This window comes from [Anoxybacillus] calidus, assembly GCF_013760845.1.
Classification (GTDB): Bacteria; Bacillota; Bacilli; order Bacillales; family Anoxybacillaceae; genus Paranoxybacillus; species Paranoxybacillus calidus.
This window is the reverse complement of record NZ_JACDUU010000002.1, coordinates 315575-337450: the sequence shown is the minus strand read 5'-3', so window position 1 is coordinate 337450 and position 21876 is coordinate 315575. Positions and strand designations below refer to the sequence as shown.

General features: G+C 38.4%; 23 protein-coding genes, 2 pseudogenes and 1 riboswitch. Of the genes and pseudogenes, 2 read left to right on the top strand and 23 right to left on the bottom strand.

Translation table 11 applies throughout. From position 1 onward, the window contains the following. Nucleotides 1-13: 13 nt before the first annotated feature. From HNQ85_RS05960 to HNQ85_RS05950, 3 genes and pseudogenes are all read right to left on the bottom strand, one after another. The gene (locus HNQ85_RS05960; RefSeq protein WP_343046489.1) at nt 14-862 is read right to left on the bottom strand and encodes a 3-hydroxyacyl-CoA dehydrogenase family protein; all 849 of its coding nucleotides are present in this window, start codon (nt 860-862) and stop codon (nt 14-16) included. 95 nt (nt 863-957) lie between these two features. Continuing rightward, a pseudogene (locus HNQ85_RS05955) lies at nt 958-1545 on the bottom strand (AMP-binding protein); the annotation flags it as partial. Nucleotides 1546-1764: 219 nt separating this feature from the next. Continuing rightward, entirely contained in the window at nt 1765-2028 is a 264-nt protein-coding gene (locus HNQ85_RS05950; RefSeq protein ID WP_181536840.1) for a SunI/YnzG family protein, read from the bottom strand. A gap of 419 nt (nt 2029-2447) precedes the next feature. On the opposite strand from HNQ85_RS05950, the gene HNQ85_RS05945 reads away from it, so the two are divergent. After that, complete coding sequence (locus HNQ85_RS05945; RefSeq protein WP_181536839.1) at nt 2448-2597, top strand: YjcZ family sporulation protein; 150 nt, start codon at nt 2448-2450, stop codon at nt 2595-2597. Nucleotides 2598-3074: 477 nt separating this feature from the next. Here HNQ85_RS05945 and HNQ85_RS05940 read toward each other — a convergent pair whose 3' ends face one another. Then, nucleotides 3075-3158, bottom strand: coding sequence for a YjcZ family sporulation protein (locus tag HNQ85_RS05940; RefSeq protein ID WP_181537007.1), 84 nt, complete (start codon nt 3156-3158; stop codon nt 3075-3077). Between the two features lie 57 nt (nt 3159-3215). Beyond that, entirely contained in the window at nt 3216-3353 is a 138-nt protein-coding gene (locus tag HNQ85_RS05935; RefSeq protein WP_181536437.1) for a YjcZ family sporulation protein, read from the bottom strand. Nucleotides 3354-3787: 434 nt separating this feature from the next. On the opposite strand from HNQ85_RS05935, the gene HNQ85_RS05930 reads away from it, so the two are divergent. Next, nucleotides 3788-4132, top strand: coding sequence for a hypothetical protein (locus HNQ85_RS05930; RefSeq protein WP_181536838.1), 345 nt, complete (start codon nt 3788-3790; stop codon nt 4130-4132). Nucleotides 4133-4354: 222 nt separating this feature from the next. On the opposite strand, the gene HNQ85_RS05925 is transcribed toward HNQ85_RS05930, so the two are convergent. The 18 genes and pseudogenes from HNQ85_RS05925 to HNQ85_RS05835 all read right to left on the bottom strand — a co-directional run bounded on the left by HNQ85_RS05925 (nt 4355) and on the right by HNQ85_RS05835 (nt 21857). Next, on the bottom strand, nt 4355-4672 hold the full coding sequence (locus HNQ85_RS05925) for a hypothetical protein (protein WP_181536837.1): 318 nt from the start codon (nt 4670-4672) through the stop codon (nt 4355-4357). Next, complete coding sequence (locus tag HNQ85_RS05920) at nt 4656-4967, bottom strand: hypothetical protein (RefSeq protein WP_181536836.1); 312 nt, start codon at nt 4965-4967, stop codon at nt 4656-4658. Before HNQ85_RS05920 ends, HNQ85_RS05925 begins: the two co-directional genes overlap by 17 nt. Nucleotides 4968-5124: 157 nt before the next feature. After that, nucleotides 5125-5493, bottom strand: a complete 369-nt coding sequence (locus HNQ85_RS05915) for a hypothetical protein (protein ID WP_181536835.1) — start codon at nt 5491-5493, stop codon at nt 5125-5127. 371 nt (nt 5494-5864) lie between these two features. Next, nucleotides 5865-6227: pseudogene (locus tag HNQ85_RS05905) on the bottom strand (AMP-binding protein); the annotation flags it as partial. An 8-nt stretch (nt 6228-6235) separates the two neighbouring features. Further along, nucleotides 6236-7321, bottom strand: coding sequence for a CaiB/BaiF CoA transferase family protein (locus HNQ85_RS05900; RefSeq protein ID WP_181537005.1), 1086 nt, complete (start codon nt 7319-7321; stop codon nt 6236-6238). 21 nt (nt 7322-7342) lie between these two features. Next, nucleotides 7343-8488, bottom strand: a complete 1146-nt coding sequence (locus HNQ85_RS05895) for an acyl-CoA dehydrogenase family protein (RefSeq protein ID WP_181536833.1) — start codon at nt 8486-8488, stop codon at nt 7343-7345. Continuing rightward, a complete protein-coding gene (locus tag HNQ85_RS05890) occupies nt 8485-10062 on the bottom strand; it encodes a fatty acid--CoA ligase (protein WP_181536832.1) in 1578 nt (525 codons plus the stop codon). Before HNQ85_RS05890 ends, HNQ85_RS05895 begins: the two co-directional genes overlap by 4 nt. Nucleotides 10063-10399: 337 nt before the next feature. Next, a complete protein-coding gene (locus HNQ85_RS05885) occupies nt 10400-10855 on the bottom strand; it encodes a GNAT family N-acetyltransferase (RefSeq protein WP_181536831.1) in 456 nt (151 codons plus the stop codon). A gap of 163 nt (nt 10856-11018) precedes the next feature. Next, nucleotides 11019-11195 carry a hypothetical protein gene (locus HNQ85_RS05880; RefSeq protein WP_181536830.1) on the bottom strand — a complete coding sequence of 59 codons (177 nt, stop codon included), beginning with the start codon at nt 11193-11195 and terminating at the stop codon, nt 11019-11021. A gap of 155 nt (nt 11196-11350) precedes the next feature. After that, nucleotides 11351-11710, bottom strand: coding sequence for a YunG family protein (locus HNQ85_RS05875; RefSeq protein WP_181536829.1), 360 nt, complete (start codon nt 11708-11710; stop codon nt 11351-11353). 99 nt (nt 11711-11809) lie between these two features. Then, the gene (gene spoVK, locus HNQ85_RS05870) at nt 11810-12739 is read right to left on the bottom strand and encodes a stage V sporulation protein K (protein WP_181536828.1); all 930 of its coding nucleotides are present in this window, start codon (nt 12737-12739) and stop codon (nt 11810-11812) included. A 271-nt stretch (nt 12740-13010) separates the two neighbouring features. Beyond that, complete coding sequence (gene hfq / locus HNQ85_RS05865) at nt 13011-13235, bottom strand: RNA chaperone Hfq (RefSeq protein WP_181536827.1); 225 nt, start codon at nt 13233-13235, stop codon at nt 13011-13013. Nucleotides 13236-13267: 32 nt separating this feature from the next. Further along, on the bottom strand, nt 13268-14215 hold the full coding sequence (gene miaA, locus HNQ85_RS05860) for a tRNA (adenosine(37)-N6)-dimethylallyltransferase MiaA (RefSeq protein ID WP_181536826.1): 948 nt from the start codon (nt 14213-14215) through the stop codon (nt 13268-13270). Between the two features lie 205 nt (nt 14216-14420). Beyond that, nucleotides 14421-14621, bottom strand: a complete 201-nt coding sequence (locus tag HNQ85_RS17430) for a DUF2243 domain-containing protein (protein ID WP_409994120.1) — start codon at nt 14619-14621, stop codon at nt 14421-14423. A gap of 307 nt (nt 14622-14928) precedes the next feature. Beyond that, nucleotides 14929-16620 carry a methyl-accepting chemotaxis protein gene (locus HNQ85_RS05850; protein ID WP_181536825.1) on the bottom strand — a complete coding sequence of 564 codons (1692 nt, stop codon included), beginning with the start codon at nt 16618-16620 and terminating at the stop codon, nt 14929-14931. Between the two features lie 170 nt (nt 16621-16790). Continuing rightward, a riboswitch (cyclic di-GMP riboswitch) is annotated at nt 16791-16877 on the bottom strand. 145 nt (nt 16878-17022) lie between these two features. Continuing rightward, nucleotides 17023-17259, bottom strand: coding sequence for a hypothetical protein (locus HNQ85_RS05845; protein WP_343046483.1), 237 nt, complete (start codon nt 17257-17259; stop codon nt 17023-17025). 26 nt (nt 17260-17285) lie between these two features. Further along, a complete protein-coding gene (locus tag HNQ85_RS05840) occupies nt 17286-17555 on the bottom strand; it encodes a DUF5132 domain-containing protein (RefSeq protein WP_181536824.1) in 270 nt (89 codons plus the stop codon). Between the two features lie 60 nt (nt 17556-17615). Continuing rightward, on the bottom strand, nt 17616-21857 hold the full coding sequence (locus tag HNQ85_RS05835; RefSeq protein ID WP_181536823.1) for a cation-translocating P-type ATPase: 4242 nt from the start codon (nt 21855-21857) through the stop codon (nt 17616-17618). Nucleotides 21858-21876: the final 19 nt, after the last annotated feature.

Here is a 21876-nt window from a genome sequence, read left to right as displayed (position 1 = left end):
ATCCTACTTATCTTTATTTATTGTAAGTGTAAAATCCTTTTCCTGTTTTTCTTCCTAAATGTCCCGCTTCGACGAGCTTTCTTAACAGCTGCGGCGGACGAAAACGGTCACCGTACGCCTCAACCATATTTTCGCTGACAAATAACATCGTATCTAATCCGACTAAATCGGCAAGTTCTAGCGGTCCCATCGGGTAATTTAATCCTAGGCGTATCGCCTTATCGATATCTTCCGCTGATGCAATTCCTTCTTCGTATATACGCATACATTCAATCATATGTGCGGCTAATGCTCTTGTTGTTACAAATCCTTGTGCATCTTTTACCAAAACCGTTTCCTTGCCGATTTCCTCAGAAACTTGTTTAATGACTTCAATCGTTTCCTCCGAAGTCGCCATTCCTCGGACAATTTCAATTAGTTTCATCACCGGCGCTGGATTGAACCAGTGCATTCCAACGACTTTTTCTGGGCGCATTGTCGCTGCTGCAATAGCTGTCACGCTTAGTTCGGATGTATTCGTTGCCAAAATGGCTTCTTTTTTTGAAAACTCATCTAGTTGTTTAAAAATCTTCTTTTTCAACTCTAAATTTTCCGGAACAGCTTCAATCACAATATCCGCATCACGTACCGCTGCTTGTAAATCCAGCGTTTTATGAATACGATGCAGGACATGTTTTGATTCTTCCTCGCTTATATGTCCCCCTTTTACAAATCTGGACAGACTTTTTTCAATCGACTTGATTCCTTTGTGAAGCGCTTCTTCAGAAATATCATATAAATATACGTCTTTCTTCCCCATCGCCATCGATTGAGCAATCCCGCTTCCCATCAGTCCTGCACCAATGACCGCTACTATTTTTATTTCCACATAAAACCCTCCAATCATTTGCATAAATTCTACTCAACGTTTAAAAAATAGCCTTTTAACTGTTCACGCAGCTTCATTTTCAAGAATTTTCAGACACTTATTTTCGGAATTTCGTTCATAAAGACGATATCGTCTGGAAGCTACCAATTCGCAAACTGTGGTCGTAAAAAGTCATACCGTTCTTCTTTCGTCACATGTTTTCCTTCTTTACAAGCGATTTGGCGCTCTTGCCACTGAACATGCGGTACCGCCACGACCGCTGCTTCAAACACCGCCTCATGAGCCATGAGCGCGTTTTCCAAATCAACAGAAGAAATTCACGCCCCACCACTTTTAATTAAATCTTTCACTCGGTCGACAATTTTCATAAATCCTTCTTCATCAACTGTGACAACATCTCCTGTATGAAGCCAGCCATCGCGAAATGCCTCTTCGCTCCGCTCATCTTGATAATACTCATCAGCAATCCACGGACCACGCAAGCATCATTCTCCCATCTCAGCGCCATCCCATTGAACCTCTCCGTCTTTGCCGATTACTTTCATTTCCACACCAGGAACGAGGAATCCTTGCTTCGAACGAATTTCCAATCGTTCTTCGCCCGATCAATCTTGCTGGTAGCTTTTCAATCTTGACAAAACAACAAGCGGGCTTGTCTCCGTCATACCGTAAGCATGATATTTTTCTGCCTACTTTTATTTATTATGTTTACGCTTTCAAAATTCCTGCTTATACAAAATCTATGCAAAAATGCAGTCATGTGGTCAAGCCAATGTCCATCCTTCCAAAAGAAAAAAGCAGGAGTAATCCCGCTTATTTTATTTGATCAATGGTATTTATTTGATGTGGTACACTATGCCGCTGATATTCCTTCAGCAGCTTAGTCTTTGTTTGAATTAATCGTTCATAAACGAACTGATTTTATTTTTAATTGAAACTCCATTGGTCGTAAATAAAATATAGGTGTTAGAATGTGTATGAATGACAACTCTATCCGTTTCACCATATGGTGTACCTATTCTGATAGCTGTTTTCTCCTCCCCACCATAAGTATCGTCAAGTGTTACTTCTACAATCTCAGAAATGGGTATTTCGATTTTCGATAATAGCCAACTAATAACTAAATTATCATTTAATTGTTCTATTTTTATCCCTGACATAACATTTCCTCCAACCTTCCAATGAAGTAGTGCATAATCATTTCCTTCAATTTCATTCGATATTTCCACCACATAATCCAAAGAGCCGCTATTTTTCTGCCCTCTTCATTCATTCTGTAAGAGTTTTTAGAATTCCTGCTTACACAAAACCTCATATTATCGGCATCACTTCTCCAGCTTCTCTTTTCTGACTGATGGGACAATGAATACACAATAAAAAGACTAAGGTAAAGCATGATCTCTGCCCTCTTTTTTCAACGGCTCTGTTAAAGAATGTTGGTGATTTTCTTGTTCAACTAACGTAACAGTATAATTCAATAATAAATAATCAGCATTCGCGGAAAATTACAGGAGTCCAATCAAACTGATAAAAAGTCCTGTATTATAAACTGAAGGTAAATAAATGGAGGTGTATTTAAATGAGTGGTGGAGGATATGCAGGTTCTGGCTTTGCATTAATCGTCATTCTGTTCATCTTATTAATCATTGTTGGTTGTGGTTGTATGGTCGGGGGCTTTGGTAGAGGCTTTGGCTGCGGTGGTTATGGACCAGGATTTGGATTCTGGTAGTCCCCCCTTCTTATGAAGATTGGAGAATTGCTAAAAATGCTTACCCGTTCAACGAGTGCCATGGTTGAACAAAACACACAAAAGTGAAGTGACCCCTGTCAAGTAGACAGGGGTCACTTCAAATGAGAAAGGGCTTTTATTTATTCTTCATTTTTAAATAGGCTCTATTATCGTTTATGGAAACACTGTTTAAATCATTTGCTCAATTAGAATCTGCGTCTTCTTCTTCTCTCTATTTCGAATATTTCAAATGGGAGAAACCGTCTTTCAAAGGGGAAAAACCGTCTTCTTCTAAAGTCGTCACGAAAAAAGAAGTCTCTTCGACCGAATCCAAAAAATGGCATTTAATTCATCCTCCTTTCATTTCAGAAGTCTATACAGATTAACCCAACCTGCCCTTCTCTTTTTCAATAAACGAAACCACCTATTCCGATTAAATGAGGAAATTAAGAGAGGTTAATGTCACCTTGTGGGGAATTAATAACCGCCTAAACCTGTACAAGAACATCCTACAATGATAAGCAGGATGAATAAGATAACAACTAAGGTAAAAGTGTTCATATCTAACACCTCCTATTTATGGTAAGCAGTCTGTTTTTTATAAGATCGTTAGGCTTATTATTCGCTCCAAATAGCAGTTCCTACAATAATTAATAAAATGAACAATACAACAATCAACGCAAAATTGAAGCCACCGCCACCGTAGCCACCATATCCATATCCTGCACCGTCATATCTTCCATATCCCCAACACATAAATGTTTCACCTCCTATTGAGTATGAAGGGATTGCTAAATATTCAATCCCTACTTTTAAGGTATGTTCTTAAAAAGAGTTAGCTTGGATAAACTCATCAACTGATAAGAAAATTCCACATTTGTTTAATAGATATAGAGATATAGATACTATTTAATTGCATTTCTAACAATCCTAATTTATGTAAAATGGTATATTACATTAAAAGAGATCAGCTCTGATTTAGATCCATTGATTAGGAGCATTGTCATACATTTTCTCTAAATAAAAATCCCTCAATGAAATTTTTAATTTTTAATATATAATCTTTGTTTTAAATCTATTTATTTCCATTACTGATTAACTAATTTTAAAAAAACTGATTAATTTTTCCGAATTATTTCCGATATAACTATTGAAATTAAATTAATTTTTAAAAGCAGAGGATGACAATTATGAACATCAATAAAGCTACTTTTGCCGCATATACACAATTAACTTTAGAAGCTAAGTTTATAAATCATATTCGAAATGGTGAGCCTTTTGGAGGGAAAGAAGGACAAAATAAATCGATGAATTTCGTAGAGTTCCAAAAAGCGATTGAAGAGGATAAAGTTGTTAACAAAAATTTATCTAGAGAAACTTCAAAATATCATAAACAAATACTTGAAGACAAATTGAAGTACGGTACAAATGCCTTTTTTTCAACAGAGGCAGCCAAAATTGTCAATAAAGCGTTTAAGCTAGGACTAGTCGGAAACGATGAATATCTAATTTCAAAATATGAAGAAAAGATGTAATACAACAAAATATCATAGAAGGTTCAGCTTGTTAGCTTTGTCGACAAACTGACCCCCTCTCGAATAAGAAAGGCTTTTCTTATTTAAAGGCTCTGTTAAACGATCATGTTGATAATTTAGCAAATAAAAAAGGACCGCAATGAGTCCTTTTTTGAGTTCTTATTAAACTAACGCCCCTGTTAGTAGAATATGAATAAAGGTTTTCGTTTATAAAAATTGTAATTACTCGGAGCACTCTACAATTGTAAAATTTATATCTTTTGGTAAAGTACTTATTACAGAAGATAACTTTGAAAATTTTTCATCATTTGAAAGGGCTATTACATTGTCCCCATCGTATCCAACCCAAAAAATTGTGGTATTTTCCGAAATCGTTATAATTGGTGTTTCAAACTTTTTTGTACCCAAGAATGTCTTAAAATCTCTTTTACCGAGGCTAAAGACATCTTTTTCTAAAGACCACCCAGCAAAGTTATTCATACTTCCATTACCGTATAAATGGGGAAGTATCACATTAAATTGTTCATTGGTAGTTATCATAAAAATCACGTTTTTTCCGTTGGAATAATTCATATTCAATGTTGTGTTTTAAACAATCTCGTTCAAATTCTTCTTGCTGGAAGTCATAGCCCTCAAAGAAAACATACATTGGATATTGATTTAAAATATTCATCCAGTTAGAAAAAAATTTTTCCACTTCTTCTACTTCTCTTTCCCAAAAAAAGAAGTCAATAATATAAGGAGTCTTTCCATCAATAGCAAAGGGAAAATAACCTCCAGCTACTGGAATATCAGATATGGATTTTTCAGAAATAAGTTCAATTTCTACATTCATTTTTCCACCCCCTTAAAGCACTTATACTATTAACTTTCTCTTTAGATGTTAGAATAGCCTTCTTCAAGTAACCTGCTTCGTTAGTTTAACAAAAAAATCAACAACATTCTTTAACAGAGCCTATTTAAAAATAGCTTTGTTAATTAACTATGTTGATTTACTGAGACAGATCAATCTTAAAAGTTTCCACTAAATAAGACTCTCCTTTTTCATTTTTCCTTATTGCATCTATCGTAACTAGTTCGTCATTTTCCCAATGAATTTTAAAGTCATCGTTTATATCTATAGGGCTGTTGCCAGGCTTAAACTCTTTATACTTCTTTAGAATACTGCCCCGTTTTCCATAATAGATTCTCATGGAATAAAGAACAGTATAAGGATCTTCTGTGTAAGTCATTTCTCTAAATTCAATAATATTGATGAGATTTGGAGATTCGCTTTTTTTAAAGGTGAAGGAATCAAGTTCTTGTTCCTCTTCCTTCATAGATATGTGGAAGCTTAAAAATAGAATAGGAATAAGCACCATTATAAATCCCCCTGTAATACAACCCCATTTGTCCATTTGAATACCCATCCTTTGTTGAATTAGATTTCATTATTCCAGGCACTATTTAACATAAGTTTATTCAATAACAGAGACATTTAACAAAGCTAAAAATCCCCCACCAAAAACGGCAGGGGTTACTTTAATTTCAATTTCTGATCGACTTTAATGAAGTTAGGGTTTTTGATGTTATTCAGCTTCACAAGGCTTTGCATCGTTGTTTTATATTTTTTCGCAATCGCAGTAAGCGTATCGCTTTTCTTAACAATGTAAACATTAAGTTCTGCTTTTTAAGCTGCAACTTTCACTGGTTTCTTCTTTCCGACCTTATCATATTGTGTTAGATTGTATTTTTCAATGGAAGACACTAAGTCTTCTTCAATCCATAATACTTTATCTTCCACATGGTTAATAATATAGGCAATATGATTGAGCGAAAGACGAATGTTGATGGTATGCAATACGGCTCCCATTCCTGGAATCGCAAAATACGCTTCGAGATGGCGATGATGGTTCCGAACAAATGTTCTGACCTGATCGCCTGTTCCAACACCGATTGTTTTTAACGCGCTTGCCAATCTTCTTGTTCTCTTCCCTATTTCTCTGTATGTATGGTGCGCAATTCCATTTTTTGTACGCGAAACAACTTGCTTTTTCGCAAAAAACATTTCTGCTCTCTCAAGCATTGTCGAGATATTTAATGGAATGTCCATCATACATCTTTTTATGAGTTCCTCCATCTTTTTATAATTTCTTCGCGATGCTCATCCAATTTCGGGGCTTGTGCTCTTTTATGAAAGATTTGACAATCATATCTTGTTGCAATATGGATACGATCGTCATGAATATCGACCATTTTTCGGCTATGTTCCTTTGAAAACCATTCTTTCGCTTCATGCACTTCCAGCACGGGAGTTAAACAGCAATCAACCTTCCGGCTAAACTCTATCCATTCTGACAACGTTTTGCTTTTAAACCATTGACAAATCTCCACAAAGACAGGGTTGCTTTCATTTGCAGGAGACTGGTGAAAATCAAGCCATTCTTGTTTCTGTGACGCGATACAAAAATGCTCCCAAAATTTTCGTTCCAATGCAGCAAGACTGACAAAGCGTCCATCTTTTGTTTCATATATGTAATACGAGACGATGGTGCCAGCTAATTGTTCCATTCCTCTTTGCAAGCCGCTATCATGCTCTATCATAAAATGGTTGTTCATCATCGAAAGAAGGCCATCGAGCAATGATACATCGATATACATTCCCTTTCCCGTTCTTTCTCGCGCATAAAGTGCGGCTAAAATTTGTTCAGTAGCAACAAAACTGCCAACCATATCCGCTAACGTGATCGATGGATGAATCGGTTTGCCTGACTTGTCCTTTAATTGAGAAAGAACTCCGCTCAGCGACATATAATTAATGTCATGGCTTCCGAGTAATGCAAGCTCTCCTTGTTGGCCATATCCTGTTATCGAGCAGTAAATGATTTTTTCGTTGATTTTCTTGACGTCGTCATAGGCAAGACCTAATCGTTTCATGACACCAGGGCGAAATCCTTCAATGAGTATGTCTGCTTTCCTTATTAGTTGTTTCACTATTTCTAAATCATGTTGGTCTTTTAAGTTAAGCGAAATACTTTTCTTATTTGCATTGTTTGCTTGAAAAATATTATTAAACTCTTCCGAACGGGCTAAATCTCCATTGGGCGGCTCAACTTTCACCACTTCCGCTCCGAAATCAGCGAGACGGAGACTGGCAAATGGTCCAGGGATATAGTGCGAGAAATCTAGCACTTTCATTCCATCTAACAGCATAATTTGTCTTTCCTCCCGTTATAGTTCAAGATTTTTTGCAATAATCATTTTCATCACTTCATTTGTCCCAGCATAGATGGCACTTACCGGAATATCGCGGTAGCGTCTAGCAATCTCGTATTCTTCCATGTAGCCGTAACCGCCATGCAGCTGCATGCTTTCTGCCGCCACCCTTTTTGCCATTTCCGTAATCCACCATTTTGCCATTGACACTTTTGTAACAATATTTTCTCCTTTCATATGAAGCTCAATAAGGTCGTCAAGGAATGTTCTTCCTAGTTCAATTTCCGTCGCCATCTCCGCTAAACGAAACTGTACGGTCTGAAATTGGCTGACTTTCTTGCCAAAGGCTGTGCGTTCTTTTACATAATCTTTCGTTAAGCGAAACATCACTTCAGCTGCCGTTTGCGCAGCGATAGCGACAATAAGGCGCTCTTGCTGAAGCTTTTCCATCAAATAATAAAATCCTTTTCCTTCTTCACCAAGCAAATTTTCTGCCGGCACTTTTGCATCAGTAAAAAATAATTCTGCTGTATCTTGCGCATGCAAACCTACCTTTTCTAATTTTCGTCCTCTCGTAAAACCTGGCGTGTCCCGCTCAACAATAAGCAAACTGATTCCTTTATGCGCCTGAACAGCTTTAGGATCTGTTTTGCAGACAACAATGATTAAATCGGCATGTATTCCGTTTGTAATAAATGTTTTCTGACCATTTACAATATAATGCTCTCCATCTCTCACAGCTGTCGTCGTTATCCCTGCTAAATCGGATCCTGCTCCTGGTTCTGTCATGGCAATCGCGGTAATGATTTCTCCGGAAATACATTTAGGCAGCCACTTTCTTTTTTGTTCCTCCGTTCCGTATTCTGAGAGATAAGGAACGACAATGTCGTTATGCAATCCGATGCCGATCATGCTTGAGCCGACTTTTTCTAATTCTTCGTTAATAACAACAGAATAGGCAAAATCGGCATTGAATCCACCATACTGTTCATCTACCCAAGGGCATAAAAATCCTTGTTCTCCCATTTTGCGCCAAAACTCTCGCGGAATGATGCCTTGTTTTTCCCATTCATGAAAATATGGATATGCTTCCTTTTCTAAAAACTTGCGAAAAGCATCACGAAAAATGTGATGCTCTTCGCGAATATATCTGGCCGTCATCGCAACTCCCCTTCTATAATGTTTGCTGCTTCTCTCACTCTTTGCCGCAGCAAAAATTTTTGAATTTTTCCGCTTGCATTCCTCGGCAAGCTGTCGACAAAATAATAGGCACGCGGACGCTTGTAAGCAGCTAGCTTATCACTGTTTTTACAAAACTCTTCAAGCTCTTCCGTCGTTAAATTCGGATCTTTCTTCACTACAAAAGCAATGACTTTTTCTCCCCATTTTTCATCAGGCTCACCGAGAACAGCAACATCTAAGACGCCTTTATGCTCATACAGCACATCTTCTACTTCGCGTGGATAGATGTTTTCACCGCCGCTAATCACCATATCATCGACGCGGTCAGCGACATATAAATACCCGTCTTCATCCATATAGCCTAAATCTCCGGAATGATACCATCCTTTATACATCGCCTTCGTGGTAGCTTCTTCACGGTTGTAATAACCGACCATCATACACGGCCCTTTTACAAGAATTTCGCCAACTTCTCCAGGCGGCAATACATCATCAGGGTCTGATGGGCCGTCTTCCCGCGGTCTTACGATGCGAATTTCATGATTAAGGCAAGGCCTGCCGGCAGAACCTGCTTTTGTGAACTGCTCATCTTCTAAGAGAAACGTCACTGCTGGTCCCATTTCTGTCATGCCATAGGCTTGAATTAAATCGATTCCTAAACGTTCCTTACATTCCTTAACAAGTACAGGAGCCATTGGCGCGGCACCGTATAAACCGACGCGAAGCGATGACAAATCATAATCTTCGAGCCGCTCTTGTAAAAGCATGTTCCACATTGTCGGTGCCGCAAACAGGATTGTCACTTTTTCCTGTTCGATAACTTCTAATACTTCTTTTGGATCAAAATGATGGAGAATAATATTGGTTGCTCCTGCATGGACGCGCGGTAAGAAGCAACAATGCAGCTCAGCACAATGAAACATCGGTGCTGTAACAAGTCCACGTTCTGTCTCACGTATTCTCATGATAGAATGACAAATCAAACTTTGTTCCACCATGTCGCGGTGGCGGTGCATGACGCCTTTTGGTTTACCGGTTGTACCACTCGTATACATAATTGCGTATATATCATTCTCTGAAACTTGGATTTGCGGAGATATCGATGGAGCTATTTTTACACGTTCATGATAATTCACTGCATATGTTGGGGTATCTTCATTGATGTACCAAAAAGAGATATGCGGAAAATCAGCTTGGATGCTTGCTACATGGGGTTGAACCATTTTCTCGAATAAGACTACTTTCGGTTTAGCATCTTCTAGTATATAGGCAACTTCCTGGGCTTTTAAACGGAAATTGAGCGGATTGAAGATGGCCCCGATTTTTGCACATGCAAAAAAAGCGGTTGCCAGCTCACTTGTATTAAATAAAAATGTAGATACACGATCACCTTTTTGCACACCTGATGCCAAAAGGGCGTTTGCCAGTTTATTCACTTCAGTATCCCACTGCTCATAAGTGAGACGCAAATTCCTTCTAATATCAACAATCGCTTCCCTCTTCGGAAACTTCCGAACCGTTTGTGCGAACAATTCACCTAACGTTACATACAAATTATTATTCCCCCTTCCTTTTACGTAAACGCTTACACAAAAGAATACAGCTTGTTTGCTGTAGCTGTAATAAAATATTTCACCCTCAACACAAATATTCCTTCTTTATACTCTGAATTTTTTGTTTTTTTAATAAAAGACTCTGTTAAATTTTCATGTTGATTTTTGAGATATAAAATAAGGCTAACCCAACAGCAAAGTGTCAGACCGCACAACTCAATATATAGGACATGACATTGGATTCATGAACGATATCTTGTGAAATGCACATGAAGTCAGACACTTATGAGTCAGCCCCATGCTTTTTCTTATCTTTTTTCATAATGAATGATTTCCGCTACTTAAAAGGTTTCTCTAATTCCCAATATAACATTTCATCTTTAGCAAACGTTCTTTCCATTCCCACCTTTTCAAGAACTCTGATGGATGCAACATTGTCCTCTAAACATTCAGCAATCACTTTCTCTACTTGTCCAGAAGAAAATGCCCAATCAATTAATCCTTGAACTGCTTCGGTTGCAAAACCTTTATTTTGTGCAGTCGGAATGATACCGTACCCTATCTCCACTGTCTTTTGTTCATTAGGCTTCCCCTTGAATCCAATATCACCAATCACTTGATGATTCTTCCTAAGTATGACAAACCAAACGCCCCAGCCTTTAACGGAAGAATCTCTCTTTAATTGCTCCAAATACATTTCAATATGAGGTCCCATATTATATTGGTTGGATAATTTGGAGTAATTCTCTAAAGTACATGGAACAATGAATAAACGTTCAGTATAAATTTCCAAAACTCTCTCCCCCAAAAGCTTCTTGCTTGATTTTATTGCATATATTTATTAGGTTCTGTTATTGTTTGTTGTTAATTTCCAATCAATAGAAACGCCACCTATGATTATGTGGGGTTTGTTACTCTTTATTAAATTATCGATCCCGGATTAGTGTAAATAACTGTTATTTGTTTGCTTTGCGTTTGTTCTGCCAAACATCAAATAATATGGATAACAGTTCAAAAACAATAGCAAAAAACAGAGCATCTACAATGGTATCTTTCCACTGATGATTAAGCAAAGAAATAAGGAGGTAGTATACAAGAAATGTAACTATAAAGCTCAAAATATGTTTTTTCATATAGTGTCCCCTCATTTCTTAATATTGATTTTTTCCTTGCTGATTTTAAAAAACAGTTGCATTTCAATATCCTGCTCATTAGTTGAATAAGAAAAGGCGAAACCCAACACTAGGCTTTAACAGAGCCATTTATTAAAAGAATACTCGCTGATTTTCTAATTGAAATTGCCGTTTTTCCAAGCCTTCAGCACGCTATTTCTCAAATACGAATATTGACTCATATTCGTATCGGAAAATGCTTCTTCTCTGCTAGATGGTATGTCCAAATATTTAATCGGTTCGCTAAATTGTGACTCTGTAAAATCGTATCTCTCGCCATTGATGCGATTGTAATAATGCCATCCTCCGACAGTCGGAGTTTTGAAAATTTCTCCGCCAAATAAGTCTTGCACAACTAAAGCGGTAACACCACATTGCCCTTTCGCTGGATTTTCCTTACACCATTTCGTACTTGACTGCTTGCTCCACACATTAAATAAGATCTTCAGCAATTTTTCTGCCTCGTATTTGTGCATAGTCATCTCCTTTCCACAATAATATTACTTCTACTCCTTAAAGAAAATTTCCTTGTAAAAGAATAAAACACCCTTGTATAAAAGGTGTTTTATTTCGCTTTAACCGCTTATTAAATCCCTGTCCCGGATTAACATTAGCTCTTTTTTATCATATCTTCCTTCATGTAACAGGCGCACTGCCTGTTTCCGTATCGCTTTTTCAATTAAATTGCGGATGTAACGCCCATTGCTGAATTTTCCGCCCGATCGACCTTCCAGCAATTCTTCAATATGGTTATATAGCTTGCGTTCAGCTTCGATTGTAAACTCGTAGTCTCTCTCGTGAAGCATTTGCTTTGCGATTTTCACTAATTCATCAACTGTATAATCAGGAAATTCGATCATAAGAGGAAATCGTGATGGCAAACCTGGATTTAAAGAAAGGAAATAATCCATTTCTGCTGGATACCCCGCAAGGATGACAACTAAGTCTTCACAATAATCTTCCATCCCTTTGACTAATGTATCAATCGCCTCTTTTCCAAAATCTTTCTCACCGCCACGCGCCAACGAATAGGCCTCATCGATAAATAAAATGCCGCCGCGTGCTTTTTTGATTAAATCTCTTGTCTTATTAGCCGTATGACCAATGTATTCACCAACTAAATCAGCCCGCTCTGCTTCAATAAAATGACCTTTTGATAACACATTCATTTCAAAAAACAACTTCCCTAATAAACGCGCTACTGTTGTTTTACCTGTCCCAGGATTTCCTTTAAAAATCATATGCAATGCTTGTTTGTTTGACTTTAATCCTTTCTCTTTCCGCGCCTTGTTAATATACAGCCAAGCATAAATTTCTTTGATTAATTTTTTTACATTACCCAATCCAATAAGCTGGTCAAGCTCCTTTTGAATCTCCTTTAATACCGTGTGCTGATCATAATCGATTCGCTCCATTTTCTCATCTTTTACTAAATGGTTAATATTTTTCGAATTTAATACAATATTAATCTGTCCTTTTGTTTTATTCATCGTTAGTTCCGACAAGGCTTTATCACCTCTCTTTAACTTCTTAAAGCGGCAACTTTATTAAGCACCGTTTCCTTCTCATCTCTTGGTTAATATACGTAACATGATTTCGATTTGTGACACCCGCCTAAAAAAGATGCGTGCATCACAATGTTTTGCATACTTCGACAATCATTGTCTATTTCTGCGCTTTCCCGAGAAATATTATTTATATATCCTATTCGTGTCCACTGACTTTTACGAATAAAAAATCACTTACCCTATAAAGAGTAAGTGATTTTTGTTTCCTTTATTCCATTTCAAACTGGACATTTTTTAGCGGAGCAAACGTAGAAATGGCATGCTTATAAATCAGCTGTTGCTTACCATCTACTTCTAAAAGAACCGTAAAATTGTCAAACCCTTTAATACAACCTCGCAATTGATAGCCATTTAATAAGTACACCGTTACTTGTGTCCCATCTTTGCGACATTGATTTAAAAATTGATCTTGAATATTAATTGTGTTTTTCATGATTCGGCCTCCTCTTTTCTCTCTACCTATACTTATATATTCGTTTTTAATTGAAGCTTTCCTGCAATATAGTGTAAAATTTCCTCCACTTTCGTTGGAAAGTCCGATAAATCGGTCATGTCAAACCACTGAACAGGCATCTTGTTGCGAAACCACGTTAGTTGGCGCTTCGCATAACGTCGTGAATTTTGTTTCAGCTGCTCAACCGCTTCCGCCAATGAAATGCGGCCGTCTAAATACTCATAAATTTCTTTGTAACCAATTGCCTGAATCGATTGACAATCACGAACGCCGCTTTCATATAATGTTTTCACTTCATCAAGAAGTCCTTCAGCCATCATTTGATCGACCCGCTCATTAATGCGACGGTACAGCTGCTCCCTCTCCATCGTAAGACCTACTAATGCTACATCATATAACAAATCTGGGGTTTGCTGTTTCTGCCACTCCGTCATCGTTTTGCCAGTACAATAGAAAATTTCCATCGCACGAATGACTCGACGCACATTATTCGGATGAATCCGCTCAGCACTGTGCGGATCAATTTCTTTTAGTTTTTCATGAAGCGCAACAACACCCCGTTCCTGAGCGAATTTTTCTAACTTGCGTCGATAGTCGTCATCAGACGGAGCATCGGAAAACTGGTAGTCGTAAATGACGGATTGGATATATAGCCCTGTTCCTCCAACAATGATTGGCAGCTTATTGCGCTTTGTAATTTCACTGATGAGCGGGCGCACCATCTGCTGAAACTCTGCAACAGAAAAGGACTCGGTCGGCTCTTTAATATCAATGAGATGGTGAGGAATCCCTTCCATTTCTTCCGGCTTAATTTTCGCTGTACCTATATCCATTCCTTTATATACTTGCATCGAGTCACCGCTAATAATTTCTCCGTTTAACCGTTTGGCGAGCTCAATGCTCAATTTCGTTTTCCCCACCGCCGTCGGTCCAATAATAACAACCAGCTTCTCTCCCATGAAAGAACCTCTACTTTCTATCTAAATATGTCACACTAAACTATTAAAAGTTTATCATAAAAGATGGTGATTGTCTTTTTTAGTTAGAGAGTTCATAGTTGCTGTTCTTATTTTCGGTGCTATGTTTGAGCGCCATCCCTATGAGCACAAGAATCAATCCCAAAACTAAAAACGCCAAAGCATAAAATAATTCGTTTGGGTCGCCTTACTTTACGTGGTGGATTCGCAAAATATGATGGTCGATGATGCCTTCAACAAGATTAAACGTTCCGCCACCGATGAATACCCCTGACAAAAGAAGGCGTTTTCCTCGTTCAATGCTATTAGGGTTTCCAGCATGCCAAAACATAATTGCTCCCCACATAAGCGCAATCGTTGTAAAAGCGTGAAAAAGACCGTCGCTAATAATTTACCCTTGTCAATCCGTATTGCATATATACACGATGCCATTACAAAAGATGATGAAAAACAATCCCATCAAACGCGCCAGGTAAACCCAATCCTAAAATAAAACTTCCTCAAAATGTCATCATTCTTTTTTATGCCATTTGTTAATCTCCTTGCCTTCTTTATAATCTATCACCTTTATTGACAATTTTTTGTCATGTTATACAAAATAAGAAACTTTGAAAGTCAAAATTCATGAAAACAACATTTAAAAATGATAAAGAGGCTGACTTCAGGTAATGGATAAGCCAGCCTCTTGCTCATTTTTATATCTTGAATTTCCCAATTAACATTTGTAACTCTTCCGCCATATGAGAAAGTGATTCAGCAGAAGACGAAATTTCTTCCATTGATGCTAATTGTTCTTCCGTTACAGAAGATGCTTCTTGTGTTCCTGCCGCAGAAGTTTCTGCTACTTTCGCGATTTGCTGCACCGATTGCACCATTTGTTCTGTACCAGCAGCCATTTGTTGAATCGCAGACGAAATTTCTTGAATGTGCGAAGTAACTTCATCAACCGCATTTTGAATTTGATGAAAAGATTCTCCTGCCGTATTCACAACTCCGATCCCTTCTACTACTTCCTTTGTTGCAGCTTCCATCGATTGAACTGCCTTATTTGTTTCTTCTTGAATCGCAGAAATTAATTGAGAAATTTGTTGCGTCGATTGAGCTGATTGCTCCGCTAATTTACGTACCTCGTCAGCTACAACAGCAAACCCGCGGCCTTGTTCTCCTGCCCTTGCCGCTTCAATCGCTGCGTTTAAGGCAAGAAGATTCGTTTGCTCAGCGATTCCAGTAATAACGTTCGTAATTTGACCGATTTCCTTCGAGCGTTCTCCTAAACTTTTGATAGCTTCTGCTAGTCCATTCACCGTTTCATTAATCGAGTTCATTTGCTTAATAGCAACCTCAATGGTTTTTCCACCATGAGTTGCTTTTTCTGCCGTCTCCACAGCAATAGAAGATACATTTTGAACATTGCTTGCAATTTGCTGGGCACCGATGGACATTTCATTCACGGTTTGTGATGTTTCTTCGACGCCTTGCACTTGTTTATCAACACCAGCGGCCACCTCTTGCATAGTAGCCGCAATTTGTTCAGCTGCCTTGCTTGTTTGTTCCGCACTTGCTGTCAACTCCTCTGCGGATGCCGCCACTTGCTCGGCGCTTGATGCAACTTGATGAATCAATTCACGCAAATTTTTCACCATTTGATTAAATGATTTTGCCAAATCACCAATTTCATCTTTATTTTTTACTTTGATTTCATCTACTGTCAAATCGCCGGAAGCAATTTTTTGAGCGGCACCTGCAATCGCTATAACTGGACTTGAAATAATATGGCCAATATATAAAGCAATGATGATGGCAGCAATCACCGAGATAATGGCTAACGTTAACACAAATGATTTAACAGATTCCACTTCCGCAGATGTTGCTTTGCTGTTTGAGCTTAATATCGCTTTTTCATAATCTTCTAATTCCGCCACTTTTTCTTCAACTTGATTTAATAACTCCCGCCCTTTTGTTATAACGAGAGCGCTGTATTCAGCTGTTTTATTTTGTCTCTTCAACTCAAAAAGCTCATTACTAAATTGATAAAATTCCTCTTCTAATTCATTTAATTCTTCAAGGATTCGTTTTTCTTTCGAATCGATATTTGCCTCCATTAGTTTTTTACTTAACGCCTGATAGTCATCATGAGCTTTGGAAAAGATTTGTAAAGATGTTTCGTCGCCAGCAAGCAGATAGCCGCGTTGACTAGACTGTGCTTTTCTCATCAAAATTAATAAATCTTTTGTCATCAATAATTGTTCGGCGTCTTCTTCTATAAGTTTGTTGTATGTACGGTCAACCTTGGAAATTTGGTAAAAACTTACTGCTACAATAGATGATAAAATGATTAAAACCGACAAAAATCCCGCAAATAATTTTTTCCTAACCGTGAGTTTCATACTTGTTTTCCTCCAATCTTTCAACTCTATCTTTATGTTCAGAAAATAAATAAAGTAAGTAGCCATTTACATTGAAAAATTGGTATCGCTGCCACACACAAACAAGGACAATGGGTTATGTACAAAAAACAAAAAAGACTATTCAGTGCTGAATAGCCGCCAAGAAGCTATCCGGCAGCCTGGCAATCATAGCTCCTTCGAGCCTTAGACCCATGGCTTTGCGTCCCAACCTTTCGGAAGGTTTGCCTTTGTCGTATACTAGCATAATTTGCAGAAATTTGTAGATTGATTTTTACACCTATATAATATATCACAGACAAATAAAGAATAGCTACTATATAAATCCAAATATTGAACAATTTATTAAAAAGAAAAAGCAGCCCGTTATGGACTGCTTTATCATCAAAACTTCCGTAGCTTTGGAAAAGAAATGAGGCTTAAAAGGTTGATATTACTTTCTTTTCCTTTCCTGCGTACTTTTCCAAAAAATGTTCCAAGAAACTCTTCCCAAATCGAACCAACTGTCTTTTTTGAATCAGGATTTTCACGAAGAGATTCAATGGTCATATTTAAGGCGGTATCCAAATGAGAGAGAGCCTGCCTTAAATGACTGATTACCATTTCATCTTGTTCTTTCACGATTTCCCCTCCTTCACCATTTCGAATTAACTGAAAATACGTTCTCTTTCCGGTTCTTCAATGATTACTTCACAATCAATAACCATATCTTTATCTAATTGCTTTTTCATCCGTTCAAATTTCACTTCCGCAACAATATCCTCAATGCCCTCTTTCGTAGACACAAGAAGATATTTCATCTGTTTAGATAAATCCTTCATAATTGGTCGTAATGTTTCTCTCGCAATTGGTAGTATGACCGTTGATGCGATGACAAGCGCAGAACCGACAATCAAACGCTGCAACCCTCTTTGCACGATTTTTTCCTCCTATTGGCATTATTAATATATTATTGGTTACTATTGGTCGTTTTATACCTAAGCCACTGACAATCTTGGTGGTGCTACAGCTGGCTGTGTACGTTCGAACATACGAGCAATTGGTTTGGCTAACACCGCTGAACTACCCGCAACCGCCAATATTGGTGCCCACGCAGCAATTGGTAACGCAACGGTACCGAACACACCATTGAGCGGGCCAATATAAATCGTTGCTAATAGTGACAACCAAGAAACTCCTAGTGCGCTAACAAGGAAACGATCTTTTGACCAGTCGCGAATGTTTTCTTTTGAATCTGCTTGTCTCCATGAGAATGTTTGAACTAGCTGACCTGCCACTAATGTAGCAAAGGCGATCGTTCTTGCTGTTGCTAATGATGCACCACCAGCAAGACTTAAAGCAAACAGACCTAATGAACCCGCGCCTAATAATACGCCGCGTGTAACGACTTGTTTATACAACGACGCATCAGCAATTTCTTGACGTTTTGTCTGCTTTGTTTTATTCCCTGGATTGACCGCTAATACCATTGCTGGTAATGCATCTGTCAGTAAATTCATCAATAAAATTTGAATTGGTACAATTGGAAGTGGCATTCCAGCAATCACGGCTATGCTCGTGATAATGATTTCCGCTAAATTTCCACTGAGCAAGCAACCAAGTGCTTTGCGGATATTACCGATAATTGTGCGCCCTTCTTTGACACCGTCAACAATCGAACCGAAGTGATCCTCTTTCAGTACCATATCAGCTGTCTCTTTTGTTACTTGTGTTCCCGTTTGCCCCATCGCAATCCCGACATCGGCACGCTTAATCGCAGGAGAATCATTGACACCGTCACCCGTCATGGCGACGATATGACCTTGTTTTTGCAATGTCATAACAATGCGGAGCTTATGCTCTGGTGTCACTCGAGCAAAGATACAAACATCATCGATGATTACCTCTAATTCTTCATCAGACATTTGCTCTAGTTCTGTACCCGTAATCACTTTTTTGCTTCCATCGCAAATGCCGATTTGTTTGGCAATCGCTAACGCAGTAATTGGATGATCTCCTGTGATCATGATTGGCTTAATGCCTAATTCCAACGCTTCACGAATAGATTTTTCTACTTCAGGTTTAGGTGGGTCAATCATTCCAACCATACCAACATAAATTAATTGTTCATGAAGATTGTCAAAGCAAGTTTCCCCTTCTTTATGCTCGATTGGACGATAAGCAAATCCTAGTACCCGTAGAGATTGCTTCGCGTATTCTTCGTTTTTCTGCAAAATTTTTTCTTTTATATCTTTTGTTAACGGATATTTCCGACCATTTTTTTGATAATGTGTACAGTAATTTAAAATCTTCTCCACTGACCCTTTTGACATCACATAGCAATCTTTATGGTTGTCTTCATTTTTACAAACAACCGTCATCATTCCTGAATAAGAGTCAAATGGCACTTCATGTAATCGTTTCCATCGATTATGATTGTCAATAAGGATGTTGCGTTTTGCTGCTAATGTAACAATTGCACCTTCTGTTGGGTCACCTTTAATTCCCCATCGTCCATTTTCTTGCTGTAATGTCGTATTTGAGCACAATAGTCCGATTCTCAACAGCTTTTCTAATTCTTTTGATTCTTGTTCCATTCCATTTTCATCAAGAATCTTTCCTTCTGGATTGTAACCATCACCCGTCACGTTAAATTCAGCATTAACGGTCGAAATCTTCTTCACCGTCATTTCGTTTTTTGTTAACGTTCCTGTTTTATCCGAACAAATAATCGTTGCTCTTCCCAACGTTTCAAGAGCAGAAAGTTTTCGCACAAGCGATTTGTTCTTTGCCATGCGAAAAATGCCCGCGGTTAGTGCAATGGTAATCGTCATTGGCAAGCCTTCTGGTATCGCGGATGCAGTGAGTGCCAATGAAGTGGTAATCATTTGTGAAATCGAATTTCCTCGTAATAAACCGGCAACAAACACAACAGCTCCAGCAACGAGTGCGCCTTTCATAAATGTCTTACTGATAGAAGTGACTTGTTTTTGTAATGGGGTTTCTTGGTCTTCTTCCTCACTCAACAAGGAAACTAAATGTCCCATTTCCGTATGACGACCAGTTTGTACAACAACACCAATGGCTTTTCCGCGCGTCAAATGTGTTCCCATATAGAGCATATTCGTTCGATCCGATAGTGCTTCGTCTTTACCTACTGTTTCAACATTTTTACGTACAGGCAGTGACTCTCCTGATAACGACGATTCGTTCACTTCCACATTCATTGCTTGAATTAAGCGAATATCGGCTGGAACGCGGTCCCCTGCTTCTAATTCAACAATATCTCCAGGAACTAATTCATCAGCAGGAATCTCTTTTCTTTCTCCATTGCGGATGACAACACAATTTGGCGGAACAAACTGCGCCATCGTTTCAACCGCACGCTCCGCTTTTCGCTCTTGAATCGTGCCAATTCCCGCATTAAGCATGAGAATAACCGTCATCGCTAATCCATCAAAGAGATGCCCTGAAACCATGCTTAATAAAGCGGTTGTTCCCAATATAATGGTTGTAAATTCCTTAAATTGTGCTAAATAACTCTTGATCCAATGCGGACGTTTTTTCGATTGCAATTGATTATAGCCATATGTTCGCAACGCCGCTTCGATTTGTTCATCGGTTAGACCATGTTTTTTATTTGTTTGAAGATACGTAACAAGCTCTTCGGCGTCCATCGCATGCCATGGAAGAACTTCAACATTTCCGTGTCCTTCGTGCTTTAACTCTTTTTTCTCAACTCCAAGATTACGCTCCGTCCATCGTTTTGCTTTTGATAAAAGGCTTAATGTGAGCCCATCGGCAAATAAATTAATGAGTGGAGCACTAACGTATAAAGGAGCAGCAATGATTGTTCCAATTACATTCCAAATCGATGTGAGCCTTGCGTTTCTTTTTACTAGTTTGTCTAGCTGTCTTGCTTGATGACAGCTTTTCGCAAGCTCAGGTAATTTGCTGATTTCGATCGAAGGATAAAAGGAAACGATATTTTCTGATGTATTTATAATTTTTTCCGTAACAAATAACACTTCATGTCTTTGTTTAGGGAATGTTTCATTGATTTCGGTAAAATTCAATTGATACTTATCATATAAATAGCTTGCTAAGCCGTAAAGATCCACATTTTTTCGGTTTTTCAACACAGCTACCATCGTACCTGGCCGCAGTTCCCGAAAATAAGCATCTGTTTCTTCTCTGATGTTTCCATTATGAACAATAAGCGATGCATCATCAAAGATGACTGCTTTCGTTTGTGATAATTGATACATTGAACCGTTCTCTGGAAGGCACTTTTGCGCTTTCCTTGCTACATAATCTGCTTGCTTCCAAGTGTATTCCGTCGATGTTAATACTGGACGTGGATTTGCCGCCAATAATACACCTAATGCCGATAGCGGATTTCGCGTAACAGCCAAACTTACTCCCGCAGCGGCAATACCAAATCTGCTCATCCGTCGACCATATGATTCAATCTCCGGTGAGACATAATCTTGATCCAATATGTCCGTGTCTGTTTTCAACTCTTGTTTTCGTTTCCAATTTAAATATTGAAGAATGCTGATACCTGCTAAGACAATGAGATTTTCGCGAATCAATGCTAAAGCTAATGAACTTGCACCGAGCAGTAAATCAAGATTTAGTTTTCTTCTTTGTTCAAATTTTTGCAATCCCTTTTTCAAAAAAGGATAACCGGTTGTAATGGCAATGGCACCGCTCAAATAAAACGGAAGCGGGTGTCTTGCTAATGCTGACCTTCCCCAAAACAACTGTTTGATTCCTAGCACTCCGAGTCCTGTCACCGATAATGCGAGTGGAAGTGGGACTCTTTCCTCTGAGGCAGTCGTGTTTCTTTCATAAGGAATCGCTTCAAAATAAGAAGTTCCTTCCATACTCGGACTTTCAGCCACTGCTGCAACTTCTTCGTAGATAGCCGAGGTTGCCTCTGTATGTTCTTGAATACCTTCCTGCTCTTCGGCTGTATATTTCTTCTTAAACAACACTTCTTCAAACTTTCGAATAAATAGCGAAAGAATTTCAAGGCTGATTTTTTCTGCATCATAAAATAACAGCACTTTTCCCGTAGCGCTGTTCGCATGAACTTTTATAATTCCGTCTATAGTAGAGAAAATCGCCTCAAATTTCTCTGCAATTTGTGCATTATGCTTCAAACCAAACAATTCAAACCTTACCCTGCCAGGGAGAATGTGGATATCTCTTGGTTTAAACGATATTTCATTCATTCTCTTGTTTTTCCCCCCT